15 protein-coding genes and 1 tRNA gene are annotated in these 19,345 nt (G+C 36.4%); 8 read left to right on the forward strand and 8 right to left on the reverse strand.

Annotation, left to right across the window (positions count from 1 at the left end):
- The 4 genes from lptC to P7V56_RS04375 all read right to left on the reverse strand — a co-directional run bounded on the left by lptC (position 1) and on the right by P7V56_RS04375 (position 3,814).
- A complete protein-coding gene (gene lptC, locus P7V56_RS04360) occupies positions 1-456 on the reverse strand; it encodes an LPS export ABC transporter periplasmic protein LptC (protein WP_240976546.1) in 456 nt (151 codons plus the stop codon).
- 95 nt (positions 457-551) lie between these two features.
- On the reverse strand, positions 552-1,826 hold the full coding sequence (locus P7V56_RS04365; RefSeq protein ID WP_171220905.1) for a tetratricopeptide repeat protein: 1,275 nt from the start codon (positions 1,824-1,826) through the stop codon (positions 552-554).
- Positions 1,827-1,838: 12 nt separating this feature from the next.
- Positions 1,839-3,089, reverse strand: coding sequence for a BamG family beta-barrel-assembly machinery protein (gene bamG, locus P7V56_RS04370; protein ID WP_171220904.1), 1,251 nt, complete (start codon positions 3,087-3,089; stop codon positions 1,839-1,841).
- Complete coding sequence (locus P7V56_RS04375) at positions 3,086-3,814, reverse strand: type III pantothenate kinase (protein ID WP_171220903.1); 729 nt, start codon at positions 3,812-3,814, stop codon at positions 3,086-3,088. Before P7V56_RS04375 ends, bamG begins: the two co-directional genes overlap by 4 nt.
- Before the next feature lie 100 nt (positions 3,815-3,914).
- On the opposite strand from P7V56_RS04375, the gene P7V56_RS04380 reads away from it, so the two are divergent.
- The 7 genes from P7V56_RS04380 (at position 3,915) to P7V56_RS04410 (ending at position 12,210) form a co-directional block, all read left to right on the forward strand.
- Positions 3,915-3,990 (forward strand) — tRNA-Phe (locus P7V56_RS04380).
- A gap of 47 nt (positions 3,991-4,037) precedes the next feature.
- Entirely contained in the window at positions 4,038-4,325 is a 288-nt protein-coding gene (locus P7V56_RS04385) for a GIY-YIG nuclease family protein (protein WP_171220902.1), read from the forward strand.
- A gap of 199 nt (positions 4,326-4,524) precedes the next feature.
- On the forward strand, positions 4,525-6,693 hold the full coding sequence (locus tag P7V56_RS04390) for a S9 family peptidase (RefSeq protein WP_171220901.1): 2,169 nt from the start codon (positions 4,525-4,527) through the stop codon (positions 6,691-6,693).
- A gap of 26 nt (positions 6,694-6,719) precedes the next feature.
- Complete coding sequence (locus P7V56_RS04395) at positions 6,720-8,438, forward strand: peptide MFS transporter (protein ID WP_171220900.1); 1,719 nt, start codon at positions 6,720-6,722, stop codon at positions 8,436-8,438.
- A gap of 79 nt (positions 8,439-8,517) precedes the next feature.
- Entirely contained in the window at positions 8,518-10,176 is a 1,659-nt protein-coding gene (locus P7V56_RS04400) for a peptide MFS transporter (RefSeq protein WP_171220899.1), read from the forward strand.
- Complete coding sequence (locus P7V56_RS04405) at positions 10,176-11,687, forward strand: peptide MFS transporter (RefSeq protein ID WP_171220898.1); 1,512 nt, start codon at positions 10,176-10,178, stop codon at positions 11,685-11,687. Before P7V56_RS04400 ends, P7V56_RS04405 begins: the two co-directional genes overlap by 1 nt.
- A 55-nt stretch (positions 11,688-11,742) precedes the next feature.
- A complete protein-coding gene (locus tag P7V56_RS04410; RefSeq protein ID WP_171220897.1) occupies positions 11,743-12,210 on the forward strand; it encodes a thioredoxin family protein in 468 nt (155 codons plus the stop codon).
- 10 nt (positions 12,211-12,220) lie between these two features.
- Here the strand turns inward: P7V56_RS04410 and P7V56_RS04415 are convergent, their stop codons facing one another.
- The 4 genes from P7V56_RS04415 to surE form a co-directional block, all read right to left on the reverse strand.
- On the reverse strand, positions 12,221-14,248 hold the full coding sequence (locus tag P7V56_RS04415; protein ID WP_171220896.1) for a ComEC/Rec2 family competence protein: 2,028 nt from the start codon (positions 14,246-14,248) through the stop codon (positions 12,221-12,223).
- A gap of 40 nt (positions 14,249-14,288) precedes the next feature.
- Positions 14,289-14,954, reverse strand: a complete 666-nt coding sequence (locus tag P7V56_RS04420) for a C40 family peptidase (protein ID WP_240976544.1) — start codon at positions 14,952-14,954, stop codon at positions 14,289-14,291.
- Between the two features lie 47 nt (positions 14,955-15,001).
- On the reverse strand, positions 15,002-16,114 hold the full coding sequence (gene lpxB / locus P7V56_RS04425) for a lipid-A-disaccharide synthase (protein WP_171220895.1): 1,113 nt from the start codon (positions 16,112-16,114) through the stop codon (positions 15,002-15,004).
- Between the two features lie 65 nt (positions 16,115-16,179).
- On the reverse strand, positions 16,180-16,947 hold the full coding sequence (gene surE, locus P7V56_RS04430) for a 5'/3'-nucleotidase SurE (RefSeq protein WP_171221565.1): 768 nt from the start codon (positions 16,945-16,947) through the stop codon (positions 16,180-16,182).
- 211 nt (positions 16,948-17,158) lie between these two features.
- Here surE and P7V56_RS04435 point away from each other — a divergent pair, with 211 nt between their 5' ends.
- Entirely contained in the window at positions 17,159-19,342 is a 2,184-nt protein-coding gene (locus P7V56_RS04435; RefSeq protein WP_171220894.1) for a carboxy terminal-processing peptidase, read from the forward strand.
- Positions 19,343-19,345: the final 3 nt, after the last annotated feature.

Raw genomic sequence — 19,345 nt, forward strand, 5'->3', positions numbered from 1 at the left:
TTATTCTGATGATTGGACTAGTCCGGATACTTTTTGAGAATTTACTTTTTTGAAATCTTTACTGAAATCAATTCCTTCGCCATAAGAAACACCTTTTGGAGAAGTAAATTTAAACTTTTTTTCGGTAAAAAACCATTCGTTTTTTTGATCGTAATACAATTGCTCGGTTTCTAGTTGTTCCCCGTTTTGGTTTGAAATTTTTACATGACCTTGTAGGTCAATCATATCAGTGATTTTGTATCTAACGGCATAATCAGCATCAATGTAGGTTTGCTTTCCGTTTTTGTCGTATAAAGTCAAATGCATGCCTTTCGGGAATTCGGTAAAAGGAAATTCAACCGTGGCGTAATCCAGCATTTTTGGACTGACTAAATTGGCGGTAATTCTGCCCGAATCAGTGTACTTGAGGTTGATGGAATCGGCATCACCGCTTGGGGTAAATTCGGATATGCCCATTTTTTGAACTTCTTTAAAATTGCTCTCACAAGAAGCAACCGTCAAACAAGTCGGTACAAATAAAACAAGGAGACTATTTTTGAAAAAAGCAGTCATTATTTGGCCGGAAAGGTAATGGTTTCGTTAATCCAGCATTCAATTGTGAATGATTTACCATTCATTTTAGCGGCATTGATTTCGCTTTTCGTTAAAGCTTTTGGAACAAAATCTTCTGCCATTTTATCGGCGGCCGTTTTTAATTTAGGATCGGCAATACCGGCTTTTTTGGCAGTTTCTACGGCCAAATAAAAAATGGCTTTCTTTTCAAACTCGGTTTTACCACATTCTTCCGGCGCATAAGAGTACAATTGGGCCAAAAACAAATACGCTCTTCCCATTTTAGGATCAGCTTGTAAAGCTTTGTTCAAAGTTTCTTTAGATTTGGTCATGTCATTTGCCAATAATCCTGTGGCCAGCGTGTAATAAATTTTAGCTTTTTCCTGAGGATTGGTTTCTAAATCGGCTGCTTGGTTGTAAAATTGGATGGCTTCGGTGAATTTTCTTTGTCTCAAATTAGCCAAAGCCATAAAATAAGCCGATTGTGAAGTAGCTTTTGCAGCGTATAATTTTTCTGCCATAGTTGCAAAAATCGGTTTGGAACTGCATTTAGCCGAAAGATTGGTCAATGCGGTAATTATCCATTCGCTGTTTTCTTTGTTTTGCGTGAAGTTTTTCTCGTAATAAGAAGCCAAATTGTCGCAGTTAACTAAGTCTTTCGACAGAGCATTGATACCGCGTTGCGCCGTTTTGTATTGGTCTAATTTCTCTGTTTGGGTATTTTGCAATTGGGTAAGCATGTAATTCACCAAAGTATATTTGTCTAATACCAAATCAGCCGTGTATTTTTTATCGCCGGCTTTGTATTTTTCATAACAAAGACTAAAATAAGTATAAATGGCATTGGCATTAGTTATACTACCCGAAGCTTTAGAAAAACCGCTTTCCAACAAGTTGAAAATTTCTTCTTTAGCCTCAATCTTGTTGTCGTGTAAAGCCATGGCTTTGCTTACTTCAAAATCGGCTGTTTTTTCAGGGTAGTTTTTATGGAATTGGTCATAAAGGGCTATAATTTCACGAACCAGTTTTTCTTTGTCTTCAGCATTAGAAGCATTGTCTACTTTATATTGAAGAATACTAAGTCCGTCAGTGTAAACTAATTCACTTTGTTTGGGGCAATTTTTTTTGACTTCGTTCCAAGTTTCAAAAGCGGCTTCAATATTTTTTGCTTTAAACGAATCTTGGTAAGCTGTCATTTTTGATGAACAGTCAAACTTTTGAGCGTTGATACTGGTAATAAATAAAATAGCAATCAGAGAAAAAATGGCTTTCATAGTGAAAAAGTTTTAGTCATATTTACGTTTTACAAACCATCTGTCGCTTAGCGATAAACCAACACTAATGTTGAAATAGTTTTCTTCGACTAAGTTATAATATTTTGTCCCTCTTTTACCCATTTCGAAATTAATATTGATTTTAGAAAAAGTTCCGCCCAACGGAAGACCAAAACCAACATTGGCTCCAAAATCAGTAATCGATTTGTTTTGAATAACCAATCCGGTATTTTCATACCTTATTCCGGCGCGGTAAGTTATTTTTTTGAAATAGTTAGCGTAGGAGTTGAAATTAGGAATATAATAACCACCTAGACTATAACGAACAGAGTTTTCAAAAGTAGCACCGTTAATGTCGTTAAAACGATTAGACATTACGCTGTTGTTGATAAGGGTAACTTCAGCACCAACCAACCATTTTTTTACAACACCCAAACCGGAACCAAAAGAGAATTTTGATGGCAATTTGATACTGGTATCTGCAACCGTTACATCTTCACTTTGAATAGTGGATATGCCACCGGTACTTAAAAATTGAATAAGTTCAATGTAGCGTAAGTTATTGAGTTCTATTTTTGATTCAGGAGAATAGGTTAAACTGCTGAAGAAGTTGAGTTTGTTTTTAATTTTTGTTTGATAAGTAGCGCCAAAATCAACATTAAATCCTTGAAGAGTAGATTCATTTCCTTCACGGGTTCCGTATTGAATTTCGTTTTGGTATCTTAAGTTAGTGGTTTCTACTGTTCCAAAATTATATTGAATATCCGCTCCGATGTTGATTTTTTTGGTCAATTGGTAACCCATTCCGAAAAACACTTTGTTGACACCGCCAACACCACTGTATCTGGAATAAATAGGCACTTCGTCTGTGGAAACACTTTGAATTTTATAGCCAACCGAAGAATAGGGAATAAGTCCAAATCCCAAGCCTAATTTGCCGATAGGCACTCCAACTGCAAGATAATCAAGCGCAGTTCTTCTGGCTTTTTCTTCTTGGGTTTCGGTTTTTGATTTGGTATTGGCGTAAGTACCTCCGATAGCGAATGCGGTAAGTTTCAAACTCGCCAAGTGCGCCGGATTTTGAAGGTTTAGGTGAATACTGTCCGGAAAAATAGTCAGGCCGCCCATAGAGCGTGTTTCGGCAGTTCCTTTAAATTTAATATCACCAATTCCGTAATAAGAATAAGGGGAAGAAGTTCCTTCTTGGGCTAAGGCAGAGAATGAAAAAAGTAAACCAAGGCTTACTATAATTTTTTTAATCATTTTTGATTGTATTGAAATGTTTGGTTCAAACCTTCCAGCAGAAAATTTGAATTGGCAAATATGGTATTTTTTAATCGTTTAGCCAAAAATTCTGCATCGCCACCCGTTAAAATTATGATAAATTTAGCGTATTGGGCTTTATACTGTTCAATAAAGCCGTCAATTTCAAGAGTAATCCCATTAACCACACCCGAATGTATTGATTCTTGGGTAGTATTTCCAATGAAATTTTCAGGATTTGAACAACCTAAAAGGGGAAGTTTGGCTGTGAAATGATGTAAGGCTTCATAGCGCATTCGAATTCCGGGAGAAATAGCACCGCCAAGGTATTGGTCATTTTGATTTACAAAGTCATAAGTAACACAGGTGCCGGCATCAATAATCAATCGGTTTTGATTGGGGAATTGCAAAGTGGCGGCACTGGCCAATACCATCCGGTCTATTCCTAAGGTTTCCGGAGAGGAGTATAAATTTTGAAACGGAAAATCACTTTCACGTGAAATCGGATAAACTTTGACGCGTTCTTTAAAGTAATCGAAGGTGTTTTTATCCAAATTTCCCACCGACGAAACAACCAATGTCGCTATTTTGGGATACTGTTTTAAAATAAAATTTATTTTTTCGATGACTTCTTTGTGTTCAAAAACAAACAGCTCCAAAAGAGTATTGTGTTCAAAAACAGCGCTTTTAATTCGGGTATTCCCAACATCAATGGCTAAAAGCATGGTAAGGTTTTTAATGAGGCTAAGTTACGAATAGATTTTTTTTATTATTTGTTTTGGATAAATTAAAAATCGTTCTATATTTGCACCCGCAACAACGCAAGGTATCTTAGCTCAGTTGGTAGAGCAATGGACTGAAAATCCATGTGTCCCTGGTTCGATTCCTGGAGATACCACCACAAAACCTCGATAAGAAATTGTCGGGGTTTTTTGTTATTTTTACAATATGCATTTCTTGTATATTATTTATTCTTCGTCAGTCAATAAATTCTATGTCGGTGAAACAGACGAAATGGATAAGAGATTATTGAAGCATAACAAACATTTATATGAAGGCTCTTTTACTAAGATTGCCGAAGATTGGAAAGTTATTTTGTTATTCGAATGTATCTCTAAAGATCAAGCTGTTCGACTTGAGAAGTTTATAAAGAGAATGAAAAGTAAAGTATTCATCGAAAAGGCCATTGCTAATCCCGAAATTTTAGCAGATATTATTTTAAAAAATAATTTTTAGTCTATGTGTCCCTGGTTCCCCCGAAGCTTCGGGGCTGGAGATACCACCACAAAACCTCGATAAGAAATTATCGGGGTTTTTTGTTTTTCGGGAAATTCTGAAGCCTAAAATCCCTGTTGAAAATGCATTTAACACAAAAATGTGTGGTGGTTTCTAATTTTTTCACTAAAATTGACCTCTTTTATAACACCTCTTTACAATGAAATTAAAACAAACAGTCGTACTGTTCCTTTTATCTTGTTTTTCTTTAACAGCACAGCAAAAATTAAGCGTTGAAGAAATATATTCAGGAGCTTTCAGACCTGAAGCCATGGACGAATTGATCGCCATGAAGAATACCAATCAATACACTGTGCTCAATTTTGATCGAACATCAAGATCCATGCAAATCGATTTGTATGATTTTGCCACGCTAAAAAAAGTCAGCACCTTAATAGACACTAAGAGTTTTCCTGAATTGGCTGACGGTATTGACAGTTATGTTTTCAGTAAAGATGAAAAACAATTGTTGATAGCCAATAATTCCAATCCGATATTTCGACACTCGTTTACCGCCGATTACTTCCTTTACAATTTGACCACCAAAAAACTAACCAAAGTATTGGAACAAGTGCAAGAACCAACCTTTTCTCCCGATGGTTCTAAAATAGGTTTTGCCAAAGCCAACAATCTTTTTGTTTATGATGTTGCTTCCGCAAAAGTGACTCAGGTAACTTCAGACGGAAAGAAAAACAGCATCATCAACGGGATAACCGACTGGGTTTATGAAGAAGAGTTTGCCTTTGTCAGAGCTTATGATTGGAGTGCCGATAGTAAAAAGTTGGCTTATATTCGTTTTGACGAAAGTGAAGTGCCTGAGTTTTCTATGAATGTTTTCAAGAAAAACTTATATCCAACAGTGGAAACGTTCAAATACCCAAAGGCAGGTGAAAAAAATGCTTTGGTTTCTTTGCATGTTTACGATGTGACTTCGGCCACCGCTAAAGTCATCAACTTAGGGAATTACAATGATTTCTACATCGCGAGAATGGAATGGACTAATGACGCTAATGTGCTTTCAGCTCAAGTCTTAAATCGCCATCAAGACAATTTAGATTTGTTGTTTATTGATAGTACAACCGGAACGGCAAAAGTGGTTTTGAACGAAAAAGACAAAGCTTATGTTGATGTAACCGACAACCTGACATTTTTAAAAGACAATAGTTTTATTTGGACTTCAGAAAAAGACGGTTACAATCACATCTATTTATACGACAAAACCGGAAAGTTAAAAAACCAAGTAACCAAAGGCAATTGGGAAGTGACCGCTTACTACGGTTTTGATGAAAAAAACAAAACTATTTTCTATCAATCAGTTGAGAATGGTTCAATAGTAAGAGATGTTTACCGCATAGGTTTAGACGGAAAAAATAAAATTAAATTGTCAAAACAAGTCGGTACCAATGGCGCGACCTTGAGTCCGAATTTCGAATATTTTATCAACCGATATTCCAGCGCTACCCAGCCAACTGTTTATACTTTAAACAGTGCCAAAGACGGAAAACAAATCCAGTCTATTGTAGACAACAAAGCTTTGGCAGAAAAAATCAAAAAATACGATTTACCAGTTAAAGAATTCTTCGAATTAACTACCGAAAAAGGGCACAAACTCAATGCATGGATGATTAAACCCAAAGATTTTGACGCTACTAAAAAGTATCCGGTTTTCATGTTCCAATACTCCGGGCCGGGTTCGCAAGAAGTAGCCAATAATTGGTTGGATTCTAATGACATGTGGTTTATGATGTTGGCACAACAAGGTTATATAGTAGCTTGTGTAGACGGAAGAGGAACAGGATTTAAAGGTGCGGCTTTCAAGAAATGTACCCAAAAAGAATTAGGAAAATACGAAGTAGAAGACCAAATAGATGCTGCAAAAGTCATTGGAAATTATGCTTATGTTGACAAAACCAGAATCGGTATTTTCGGTTGGTCTTATGGCGGATTCATGAGCAGTAATTGTCTTTTCAAAGGTGCTGATGTATTTAAAATGGCTATTGCTGTTGCGCCGGTGACCAATTGGCGTTTCTACGATAGTATTTACACCGAAAGATATATGCAAACACCTCAGGAAAATGCAAGCGGATATGACGACAATTCACCAATCAATCACGTGAGTAAGTTGAAAGGAAATTTTCTTTTAATTCACGGAACGGCTGATGATAATGTACACGTTCAAAACACGATGCAAATGGTAGAAGCTTTGGTACAAGCCAACAAACAGTTTGATTGGGCCATTTATCCCGACAAAAACCATGGAATTTACGGAGGCAAAACCCGAATCCAATTGTACAATAAAATGACCAATTTCATTAAAGAGAATTTATAATCAACCAATAAACTAAAACCAATTTTATGAGCGAAACTACAGTAAAAACAGGACATCCAAAGGGACTTTGGGTGCTATTCGGAACCGAGATGTGGGAACGATTCAACTTCTACGGAATGCGAGCGATTCTAACCTTGTTTATGGTAAATTCATTACTGATTAAAGAGGCAGATGCAGCTATCATTTACGGAGGATTTTTAGCGCTTTGTTATCTCACTCCGCTGTTAGGAGGCTTCATTTCTGACAAATACATAGGCAACAGATACAGCATTATGTTAGGTGGAACTTTGATGGCAATCGGACAATTTTTGTTGTTTATCAGTGCTTCTACTTTCGATTCCAGTATTGGTAGTGCTAAGTTATTCATGTGGGTAGCCTTGTTTATCATCATTTTTGGAAATGGGTTTTTTAAACCAAACATTTCTTCTATGGTAGGAAGTTTGTATCCCAAACAAGAAAAAAATAAATTGGATTCCGCCTTTACGATTTTCTACATGGGAATTAATATCGGAGCCTTTTTAGGACAGTTTATTTGTCCATGGGTTGGAGATGTTAAAGATGCTGAAACCGGAGTTCGTGATATTTTTGCTTTCAAATGGGGTTTCTTGGCTGCTTCTATTGCTATGGTAATCGGAACTATAACTTTCTTTTTGTTGAAAAACAAATATGTAGTTACTCCGGAAGGCAGACCTATTGGAGGATTGCCAAAAAATAATGCAGCGGACGATTATGAAGAAGGAGAAACACAAACGGCTCAATTCAGCAGTAAAGCTATAGGTATTGCTTTTGTGTTATTTACGGCTTTGTTTTTTGTTTTCAGATATATTTTGGTGGGAGAATTTGGATTCACTTCGGTAGAAATGGGACAATTAATCAAAGGAATTATTTATCCGTTTATTTATTCTGCCGGTATTTCATTAGCTTATTTAATCATGAGCTCAGCGGAAACTAAAATTGAAAGACAAAGAATTTGGGTTATCTACATTGTGTCTTTCTTTATCATTTTCTTTTGGGCTGCTTTTGAACAAGCAGGTTCTTCCTTAACTTTTATTGCGGATAATCAGACAGACAGAAATATTTTCGGTTGGAACATGCCGCCTTCAATGGTTCAAATTTTCAACGGAATCTTTGTGGTAATGATGGCTTTGCCTTTCAGTTTGTTATGGGATAAATTGAGAGCCAACGGAAAAGAACCGGTTTCACCTTTAAAACAAGCCATAGGTTTAGCCTTGATTGCTTTAAGTTATTTCATCATTGCCCACAATGTAAAAGATTTAGGGAACTCAGGTTTATTGGCCATCAAATGGTTAATGTTGTTGTACTTTATCCAAACCTTGGGAGAGCTTTGTTTATCGCCGATTGGTTTGTCATTGGTGGGTAAATTAGCGCCAAAAAGATTTGCATCTTTGTTGTATGGGGTGTTCTTTATTTCCAATGCAGCCGGTTATGCTTTAGCGGGCTCTTTGGGAGCTATTATTCCTGCAACCGGAGACAAATTTGCCAAAGCAGAAAAAATAGGGGTCAATTTACAAGACGTTTTGGACAAAAAAGTTACTTTAACTCCTGAGCAAGTAGCATTGTTTGAAAAAGAGCAATTGCCTTTGGAGAATACTTCCTTTGCCGGATTTGAAATTCACAACTTGTATGAGTTCTTCATGGTTTTCGTGGTGCTTTGTGGTATTGCGGCTATCATATTAGCCTTGTTGTCGCCAAGATTAAAGAAAATGATGAACGGTATAACGTAGCATCACAGATTAAAAATATTTTTATATCTTTCAAACCTCCAAGATTCTTGGAGGTTTTGTTTTTTAAAATCAAAAAATTATGTGGAAAAGTCATCCTAAAGCACTGCCTTATTTGTTTTTATCCGAAATGTGGGAACGATTCGGTTACTATTTAATGATTGGTATTTTTACTTTATACCTCAAAGATGTTGAGGCCGGATTCGCCATGACCGAGAAAGAAGCGTCCGATTTGTACGGGACTTTTATAGCTTTGGTATTCTTAACACCATTTATTGGTGGCTTGGTTGCGGATAGGTATTTTGGCTATAAAAAATCAATTGTCATTGGTGGATTGATGATGGGAGCAGGATATATGCTGATGGGAATTCACGATATTACAATGCTGTATGTGGCGATGACCTTGGTCATTCTGGGGAACGGATTCTTTAAACCCAATATTTCTACGCTCCTTGGGAATTTCTATAATGACGAGCAATACAAAGACAAAAAAGACGAGGGTTACAACATTTTCTATATGGGAATTAATGTTGGGGCATTCATCTGTAATTTTTTCGGAGCAGCATTACAAATATTATTAGGTTGGCAATACGCCTTTATGGCTGCGGGTGTCGGAATGTTCATCGGAGTAATTGTCTTCTTGATGGGAACCAAACACTATGGCGATAAAACCGAGAAAAAAGGCGTACAAGAAGGCGATATGCCTTTTTATAAAATTGTATTGTTTATCCTATTGCCTTCTGTAATTTTCGGAGTTATCGGTTGGTTAATTAAAGGCGTGCAATCTGAGACAAATTTGAACAGTTACATTTTCGGTTCTGACAGTACTGATGCTTTTATTTTCGCTTGTATTCCGGTAATTTTCTTTTACGGAAGTTTGTACTTCAAAGCCAAAACCGAGGACAAAAGACCTATCGGAGCTTTACTGGCCATTTTTGCCGTGGTCATTTTATTTTGGGCTGTATTTAAACTCAACGGATCTGCCTTGAATACTTGGGCCGACCGTTACACCGACAGAGAAATTACCGGCACAACCCAAACAGTTTTCAATGGTTTGAAATTGGCCAAAGAAATAGAATACAAAAAAGATTCAACAGAACTATACGACGCCGGATTTCGCCTTCAAAAAGAAAATGGAGAAGTCAAAAAAGTGGTGGATTATCCTATCTATTTCAGAAATGTAAAAGAGGAAAAGAAACCCGAAGAAGGAAGTAAAATCAGTATTTGGGCCACTAATTTGAGTCAGTCTATCAATCCGGGTTGGGTAATTATTTTAACGCCTTTGGTGGTTGCCTTTTTTACTTTTTTACGCAGTAGAAAGAAAGAACCAAGTACACCAACAAAGATTGCTTTCGGATTATTAATTTCAGCGTTATCTGTTTTGGTAATGGTTGCAGCAGTTCACATTGGTAACAATGGAAGCGAGAAAGTTTCAGTTTGGTGGTTAGTAGCCAATTATGGCGTCATTACCATAGGAGAATTATTCCTCAGTCCGATGGGATTGTCTGTAGTTTCCAAGCTTTCGCCAAAGAACATCACTTCTTTAATGATGGGCGGTTGGTTTTTATCCACTTCTATCGGGAATAAAATGTCGGGCGTTTTGGCCAGTTTGTGGGATACTTATGATGACAAAGCCAATTTCTTTTGGGTGAATTTTGCCTTACTGATGTTTGCCACTTTACTGATGTTTGCCTTACTGAAACAATTAAATAAAGTAATGAAAGAAAAAGGAATAAACTAATGGAAACCAATCAAACTGTAGCACAAATTCAGGATTTTAAAGGCAAATACCCAAAACAACTTTGGTATTTATTTTTCAGCGAAATGTGGGAACGTTTTTGTTTCTACGGAATGCGTGGCATGCTGGTAGTTTTTATGGTGCAACATTTGGCCATGAATGAAAAAGTAGCCAATTTACAATATGGAGCTACACAAGCTTGGGTTTATGCTTTTACCTTTATTGGCGGATTATTTGCTGACAAGATTTTAGGACTCAGAAAATCGCTTTTTTGGGGTGGAATTTTGATGATTATCGGAAGTGTCATTTTGGCTATAGACCCTAAAAATTTCTTTTTTATCGGATTAGGGTTTACTATAGTGGGAACCGGTTTTTTTAAACCGAACATCTCTTCAATGGTTGGTCAATTGTATAAAGACGGTGATCCCAGACGCGATGCCGGATTTTCATTCTTTTATATGGGAGTGAATTTGGGAGCATTGATTGGCGGTTATATTTGTATTGCTGTTGCTGAAGGTTCATTGTGGCAATCATTGGTTCCCGAAAATTTAAGATGGAATGTAGGTTTCGGATTTGCAGCTATCGTGATGGTTATTAGCTTACTGACATTTACCCAAACACAAAAAAGCCTTGGAGATATTGGTTTGTCACCATTAATGAATTTAGAAGATTCTAAAAGAAAGTTGTATGAGATTCTAACTTTTGTGGGCTCTTTGGCGATTGTTCCTGTTATTATAATAATGGTTGCCAACACGGTGTATACGGATTACTTTATGATGTTTATCGGACCTGCTTCAATTTTGTATTTGTTTTATGAAATGAAGAACTTCTCCTCTGTAGAAAATAAAAAGTTGTTAGCCGCATTAGTTTTTATCATTTTTTCCATTTTCTTTTGGGCGTTTTTTGAGCAAAGTGGTGGTTCTTTAAGTTTGTACGCAGCAAACAATCTGAACAATGAAATTTTAGGAGTACAATTGAGCCCGAATGGAGTTAACAATTCTGCCAATTCATTTTTTGTTATCGGATTTGCCGCATTGGTTGGTTTGGTTTGGCTGTGGATGGCCAAAAGAAAAATCGAACCCAATACCGTGATAAAATTCGGGTTAGCCTTTATATTTTTAGCGGCCGGTTTTTGGATTTTCTACTATACAAAATTCTTTGCCGATTCTGATGGAAGAACCTCTTTGGGCATTTTTACTTTCGGGTGGTTTATCATAACATTCGGTGAGCTTTGTTTGTCTCCAATCGGAATGAGTGCGATGACTAAATTGTCACCGCAAAAAACACAAGCAGTCATCATGGGAATGTGGTTTTTAGCCAGTGCCTATGGTCAGTATTTTGCCGGTTTACTTGGCGCCAACATAGCTGAGGCTTCTGAGAATGCTACCAATTTGGAAAAACTTAATACTTATGCCGATGGTTATCAGCAATTGGCTATTTACGCTTTGATTGCCGGAGTTGTCCTTATTTTGATTTCACCATTGGTCAAAAAATTAATGCAGGATGTAAAATAGCCGACAGCAATTGGTACTGTTTTTGTATATATTTGTAAAAAAAAAATAAGATCACATGAAAAAATTAATCCTTATGTTATTCCTGGTTTTAGGATCTCTAACGATACATGCACAAGAATTAACTTGGCAAACTGATATCAACAAAGCCATGGAAATTTCTAAAAAATCTAAAAAGCCTTTAATGTTATTTTTCACCGGAAGCGACTGGTGTGGTTGGTGTATCCGTTTGCAAAAGGAAGTTTTAAAAACGCCTGAGTTTGCGAAATGGGCGAAGGATAACGTGGTTTTAGTCGAATTAGATTTCCCGAGAAGAACTGCACAACAACCGGAAATTCAAAAACAAAACATGGAATTACAACAAGCTTTAGGCGTTAGAGGTTATCCTACCGTATGGTTTGTGAATGCTACTAAAAAAGATGGTAAAATCAACTTAGAGCAATTGGGAAGCACAGGTTATGTTGCCGGTGGTCCAACACCATGGTTAGATGGAGCCAATAAAATTTTAGCACCCAAAAAATCATAATTCAACCGAATTAAATCTTATAAAATCCCTTTTCACTGGTATAGTGAAAAGGGATTTTTGCTTTATCACAAGTGGATTCCCATAGTTTAACATAGCTTTTATAATTGGAAGCGTCCACTACAATTTGTTGGGGTTTATAAACCTTAAGCAAACGTTCCATATTCAGTTTTGGGGAATTGGTAATAATCAATATGTCGGGTTTTATTTTTGTGGAATAAATGGCCAAACTGTCAATCAATAATATCTTTTTATCCTTAAAATAAAATAGATTTTGAAGATTCTTTTTCTCTTGGGCCTGACAAAAATTACCAACCAAATAAGCTTGAATTGTGGTGTTGTTTTCTAATGAATTCAAAATACTATCATTGCTGTAAACGGTTACAGATTCGTTTTTTCTTTGGGTAATAATGCTGCTTTTTCTCGCATTGAAAATAATAAACTCTTCTGTGTTGTAGGTTTCGAGTTTGGTGCTAATATATAAGCTTTGCAAAGTTATGATAGATAATAATGCGATTGTAAATCGCTTGAAATTGGGTTTTTGGAACCAAATAATAATCATTATAATAACCAAGTAGGAAGCCCAAAGCATAACACTTGTGAACGATATATTTTTGAAAACAAAATCTTCATAAGAAGCAATCCAAGCAATCATGTTGTTTTGCAGTTCAATTAGAAATTCTAATGGTTTTGTCACAACAAGAGGAACTTTTCCAAAGCAAGCCACAACAATGGCAATCACTCCCACTATCATTATAATTCCGAGTAGTGGCAACACTATAACATTGGTCACAAAAAACAACCCCGGAAATTGGTGAAAATAATAAATGCTTAAGGGCAAAGTGCCTATTTGAGCCGCAAAAGAAACGGTTAAGATATCCCAAATGTATTGAGTGACTTTGTATTTCGGATGCCAAATTTCAGCCAATAACGGTTGTAACCAAAGTATAAAAAACAAGGCCAAATAACTCAACTGAAATCCAACATCAAATAAGAATGAAGGTTTCCATAGCAGGATTAAAAGCATAGAAACCAATAAGGTGTGAAAAACATTCACCGTTCTTCGCAAGTGGTTTCCAACGGCTACAAACGAAAACATGGTTACCGAACGCACAACAGATGGCGCCAATCCCGCCAAAATTCCGTAACTCCATAATGATAAAAGAATGATTAGAAGTTTGATAGCAGCATTCCTTTTAGTATTAGGCATTGGCTTTAAAAGAAAAGTAACGAATAGTAAAATGAACCCAACATGCAAGCCCGAAACGGATAAAATGTGAACCGCACCGGCCAATTGATAATCCTTTAGCGTTTCAGGTGAAATATCTTGTTGTTGCCCCAGTAATAAAGCAATCATGATGTTTAGTTCTTCTTTTTTGAACTGTGAAAGCGATAAGTTTTGTATGATTTCAGTTCTGAAATTGGAAAAGCGCGACCAAAGTGTAGCCTCGGTTTTACCAATGACTATTTGCTTTTCATCGGTATAAATTTGACCGTATATCTGTTGGTTTTCCAAATATTTTCCATAGTCAAATTGATTCGGATTGAAGGGATTTTTATTTTTATAAATAGTACCAAAAAGCGTTACTTGACTGCCAATGGGCAAATCTTGAATTTTATTGGACTGTCTGATGTTGAGGATGACTTTACCAAAACTTTTATGATGGTCAATATATTGGATGTTGGCCACATAACGAAAATTTTTTGCAGAGTTTTTTAGTTTTTCATGTACCTGAAGTGAGATTTGATGTGATGATTCTTCCGCTAGTTGATTGAGATAATGATTTTGGCGTAAGCTTTCATTGTGAAAAACTGAAGTTGCCAATCCGAAAAAGAAAGAAATCCCTAAAGTAAGTGCTCCAAAAATCAATTTATAGATTGGTTTTCTATAGCTCCCAAAGTGCAAAACCGTCATTAAAACCAATCCCACAATAATACTTCCGAAAACGAAATTTAAATCGGGTTGGGCTTTTTGGTATAAAATTATCCCCAATATAAAGGCAAAAGTAATTCTGGCTAATGGAAATTGTAAGATTTTCATGTAACTAAATTACACAAAATCTTAACATAATGAAAGAAAATTACTCTAAAACACGATTTATTTGTGCGAAAGTTCTATTGTAATAAGATTCTTTGGTAGAAGAAATGATAACGCCGCTTTGGGTAGAAGAGTGAATGAATTTTACTTCGTCATCTGTAACTTCAACCACCATTCCAACGTGATTGATTCTTCTTTGACCGCGGTTGATGAAGAAAATTAAGTCGCCTTTTTTGGCGTTAGACAAATCAATTTTGGTACCTACTGTTGCCATTTCGTGAGAAGAACGCGGTAAAGTAATATCGAATTTTTTGAAGGTAGAATAAATTAAACCCGAACAATCAAAACCGGCTTTTGTAGTACCGCCACCGCGATAACCTACACCTAAATTATCGGAAGCGCTATTAATTAATTGTTTGATTAAATAACTGGCATCCTCATTTTCTATAACAATGTCGTCGTCATTTTGGTTGTTGACTTTGGCCACTTTTTTGGTGACATTAGGTTCCGTAACTTGGGTTTGTATTAACTCTTTATTTTGACTTTTCTTTTTCTTTTCTGTTACTTTTACGGGAGTTGTAGCAACTGCTTTGGGTTCGGCATACATTCCTTTTTTTACAGCAACTTCTTTTGAAGTGACGATGCTCGAAGTTGGTTTACAGGCGGTAAACAGCAATAAAAAAAGTGATATGTAAGCGATGTTTTTCAATAAAAATTATTTTTTACAAAGGTAAAAATTAGTGTTTGTAATCAAAACTACTTTAGGTCATTTATGATAAATTTAGCAGTTTTTTCGCTGGCGCCAATGCCTCCAAGTTTGGTTTCCAATTGGTTGTATTTTTCTAAAAGAACTTTTCTGTGATTTTCATCAAGCAATTTTGAAAGCTCTTTTTTTAGGTTTTTAGTGTTGAATTTGTCTTGAATCAATTCGGTTACCACTTCTTCATCCATAATTAAATTGACCAGTGAAATGTATTTTAGGGTAATGATTCTTTTGGCAATTTGGTACGAAATAAAACCGCCTTTATAGCAAACCACTTCAGGCACTTTAAACAAAGCAGTCTCCAAAGTAGCCGTACCTGAAGTTACCAGAGCGGCTTTGGCCACACTCAATAAATCATACGTTTTGTTCGAAATGAACTTGACATTCTTATTGGACAAAAATTGTTCGTAAAAATGATAGTCCTGACTTGGCGCACCCGCAATTACAAATTGGTAATCGCTGAAATCATCAACAATGCTAAGCATCACACTCAGCATTTTAGAAATCTCCTGTTTTCGGCTTCCGGGAAGAATGGCAATTATGGGTTTGTTGTCTAAATGGTTCTCTTTTCTAAAGGTAGCTTCATCGGTGTTCTCTCGATTGTGAATCGCGTCTATCAACGGATGGCCAACAAAATCAACTTTAAAATGATGCTTGACTTCAAAGAAATCTTTTTCAAACGGCAGGATTACAAACAATTTGTCGAAATCTCTTTTGACGGCTTTGATTCGGTTTTCTTTCCAAGCCCAAATTTGGGGCGCAATATAATAATGGGTTTTGATACCGCGAGCTTTCGCCCATTTGGCAATACGCATATTGAAACCGGGATAGTCAATAAAAATAATCACATCGGGGTTGAATTTTTCAATATCGGATTTGCAAAATTTGATGTTGTTTAGGATGGTTTTTAAATTCATCACCACTTCGGCAAATCCCATAAAAGCCAACTCACGGTAATGTTTTACCAAAGTACCACCAACACTTTGCATCAAATCGCCACCCCAAAAACGGATGTCAGCAGTAGCATCTTCTTTATAAAGTGCTTTCATTAAATTGGAACCATGTAAATCGCCCGAAGCTTCCCCGGCAATGATGTAGTATTTCATTTTATACTTGCATATTTGTTATTTGAATAAAATGCAGTCGCTACGCTCGTGTCATTCGTCAAATGTTATAAATCCCATGAATTTAATTGTTGAATCGCATGATGTGCCGTCAAATCAAATTGAACCGGAACTACTGAAATATAACCATGAGCCAAAGCCCATTCATCGGTGTCTTCGCCTTTGTCTTGGTTAACAAATTCGCCCGTTAACCAATAATAATCTTTGCCGTAGGGTGTTTGGCGTTTGTCAAATTTCTCCATCCAAATGGCTTTTGCCTGACGACAAATTTTAATGCCTTTGATATCGTCATGCTTTAACTTGGGAAAGTTAACATTCAAAACAGTTCCTTCAGGTAATTTTTTGGTCAAAACTTCTAAAGTTATTTTTTTGATAAATGGTTTTATGGTGTCAAAATCAGCATTCCAAGCATAATCCAACAAGGAAAAACCAATTGCAGGAATACCTTCAATGCCGGCTTCAACCGCGGCACTCATCGTGCCCGAATAAATCACATTAATCGAAGAATTTGAACCGTGATTGACACCGGATACACACAAGTCGGGCTTCTTTTTCAAAATTTCATTCACCGCCAATTTCACACAATCTACCGGAGTTCCGGAGCATGCGTATTCTGTAATGACTGCATTTTCGGCAGAAACTTTATTCAAATATAAAGTGCTGTTGATTGTAATCGCATGTCCCATGGCGCTTTGCGGACTGTCGGGCGCGACAACTATTACATCACCAATTTCGGCCATGACGTCAATTAAAGCTCTGATTCCCGGCGCATTGATGCCATCGTCATTGGTAACTAAAATAGTGGGTTTGGTCATCATTTTTTTTTAATTCTGTAACAAAGTAAGTTATTTTAACGACTTACGGTGCATGCAAAATTAACCATTTTAAGGCTTTACCACGCTACAATTTTTTATAACTTTGAAGCAATTGCGGTTCCGAGAGGAACGAATGAAATCATTTTAACAAAATTTTATCTGACAAGGAAAATCTTGGCATGGTTTTTTGTTTAATTTAGACCAATAATTAATGAATGTTATAATGCAGTTTATGAAAAGAAATTATAAAGCACTGTTGGTAGTTTTGACACTATCAGTGGCCTTGTTGGGATTTAGTTTGTTCCCAAGTAAGAAAGCATCAGATCCTGAGAAAGATAAATTGCTGATAGAGTTGTTAACTTTTGTCATCGAAAAAGGGCACTACAGCCCGGCCGCTATCGATGACAATTTTTCTAAAGGAGTTTACAAAGATTATCTGAATGCTTTGGATCCGTCAAAACGTTTCTTTTTGCAATCAGATATAGATGAGTTTGCCGAGTATGAGATGCAAATTGACGACCAAATTTTAAATAAAGAATTGTCTTTCTTTGACTTGACCTACACTCGTTTGATGAAGCGTATGGAGGAAAGCAAAAGTTATTATAAAGAAGCTTTAGCCAATCCTTTTGATTATAAAAAGGACGAAACTTTTAATGCTGATTATGAAAAATTACCTTACTGTAAATCGGTTAAAGAGTTAAAAGAAAGATGGCGTTTACAAGTGAAGCTATCGGCTTTATCGTCTTTGGTTGAAAAACAAAAATTAGAAGAAGACAAGAAAAACAATAAAGATTTGGCCAAAAAATCAGAGCCTAAAACATTCGAACAATTAGAGAAAGAAACCCGCGAAAGCACTTTAAGTTCTCTAAATGACAACTTCAACTTTATTAAAGATTTAGACCGTGAAGACTGGTTTTCGATTTATGTAAATGCGATATCTTCTCGTTTTGATCCACACACTTCTTATTTTGCTCCCAATGAAAAAGAGCGTTTTGATTTGAGCATGAGCGGAAAACTGGAAGGAATCGGAGCTCGTTTGCAAAAGAAAAATGACTTTACCGAGATTTCTGAATTGATTTCCGGCGGTCCGGCTTGGAGAGGAAAACAGTTAGAGTCAGGCGATGTTATTTTGAAGGTAGCACAAGCTGATGGCGAACCGGTGGATGTAGTTGGAATGCGTTTGGATGATGTCGTGAAAAAAATAAAAGGACCAAAAGGAACCGAAGTTCGCTTGACAGTTAAGAAAACGGACGGAACCATTAAGGTAATTACTATCATCAGAGATGAAGTAGAAATTGAGGAAACCTATGTAAAGTCGAGTGTAGTAGAGAAAGACGGTTTCAAATACGGCATCATTTATTTGCCAAAATTCTATATAGATTTTGAAGACCAAAATAGTCGCGATGCCGGAAAAGACGTAGCGATTGAAGTGGAAAGATTGAAAAAAGAAGGTGTTCAAGGAATCGTGATGGATGTGAGAGATAATGGAGGAGGTTCTTTGAAAACAGTAGTAGATATTGCCGGATTATTTATAGAACAAGGCCCGATTGTACAAATCAAATCGGCTGCCGGTAAAAAAGAAGTGTTGTATGACCGTGATGCCAAAGTGCAATGGGACGGACCATTAGTAGTCATGATTAACGAGTTTTCAGCTTCGGCTTCGGAAATTTTAGCTGCAGCCATTCAAGATTACAAACGTGGTGTTGTGATTGGAAGTAAACAATCTTATGGCAAAGGAACAGTGCAAAATGTAATCGATTTAAACCAATTTGTTCGCGGCAGTACTTACGGAGATTTAGGTGCTTTAAAAACGACTACTCAAAAGTTCTATAGAATTAACGGTGGTTCTACACAACTAGAAGGCGTAAAAAGCGATATTGCTATACCGGACAAGTATGCTTATTTAAAAATGGGTGAGCGCGATATAGAAAATGCGATGCCTTGGGACAAAATTGATGCTGCCGATTATAAAATTTGGGACAAACAAAACAACTTTGATTTGACCATTTCCAAAAGCAAAACCAGAATGCAGAACAATCCGCAATTGCAGTTGATTGATGACAATGCCAAATGGTTAGATGAGCGAAATAAGGAGAATGTTTACAGTTTGAATATCGACAAATTCAAAGCAGAGCAAAAAGCTTTGGATGAGAAAAATAAAAAATACAAACCTATTACTGATTACAAGAATGCTTTCGACTTTAAATCGCTTCCTTATGAAGTAGAAAGCATGAAGAATGATCCGGTGCTTAAGGAAAAACGCGAAAGATGGCATGAAAGCTTATCAAAAGATATTTATATCGAAGAAGCAATACACATCTTAAACGATTTGCAAACGGAAAACAACAAAGGCTTGTCTAATAAATTGAAGAAAGATAAAGTGGTAAAGTCTTAATAG

It is taken from the genome of Flavobacterium sp. IMCC34852 (genome assembly GCF_030643905.1).
GTDB lineage: Bacteria > Bacteroidota > Bacteroidia > Flavobacteriales > Flavobacteriaceae > Flavobacterium > Flavobacterium rivulicola.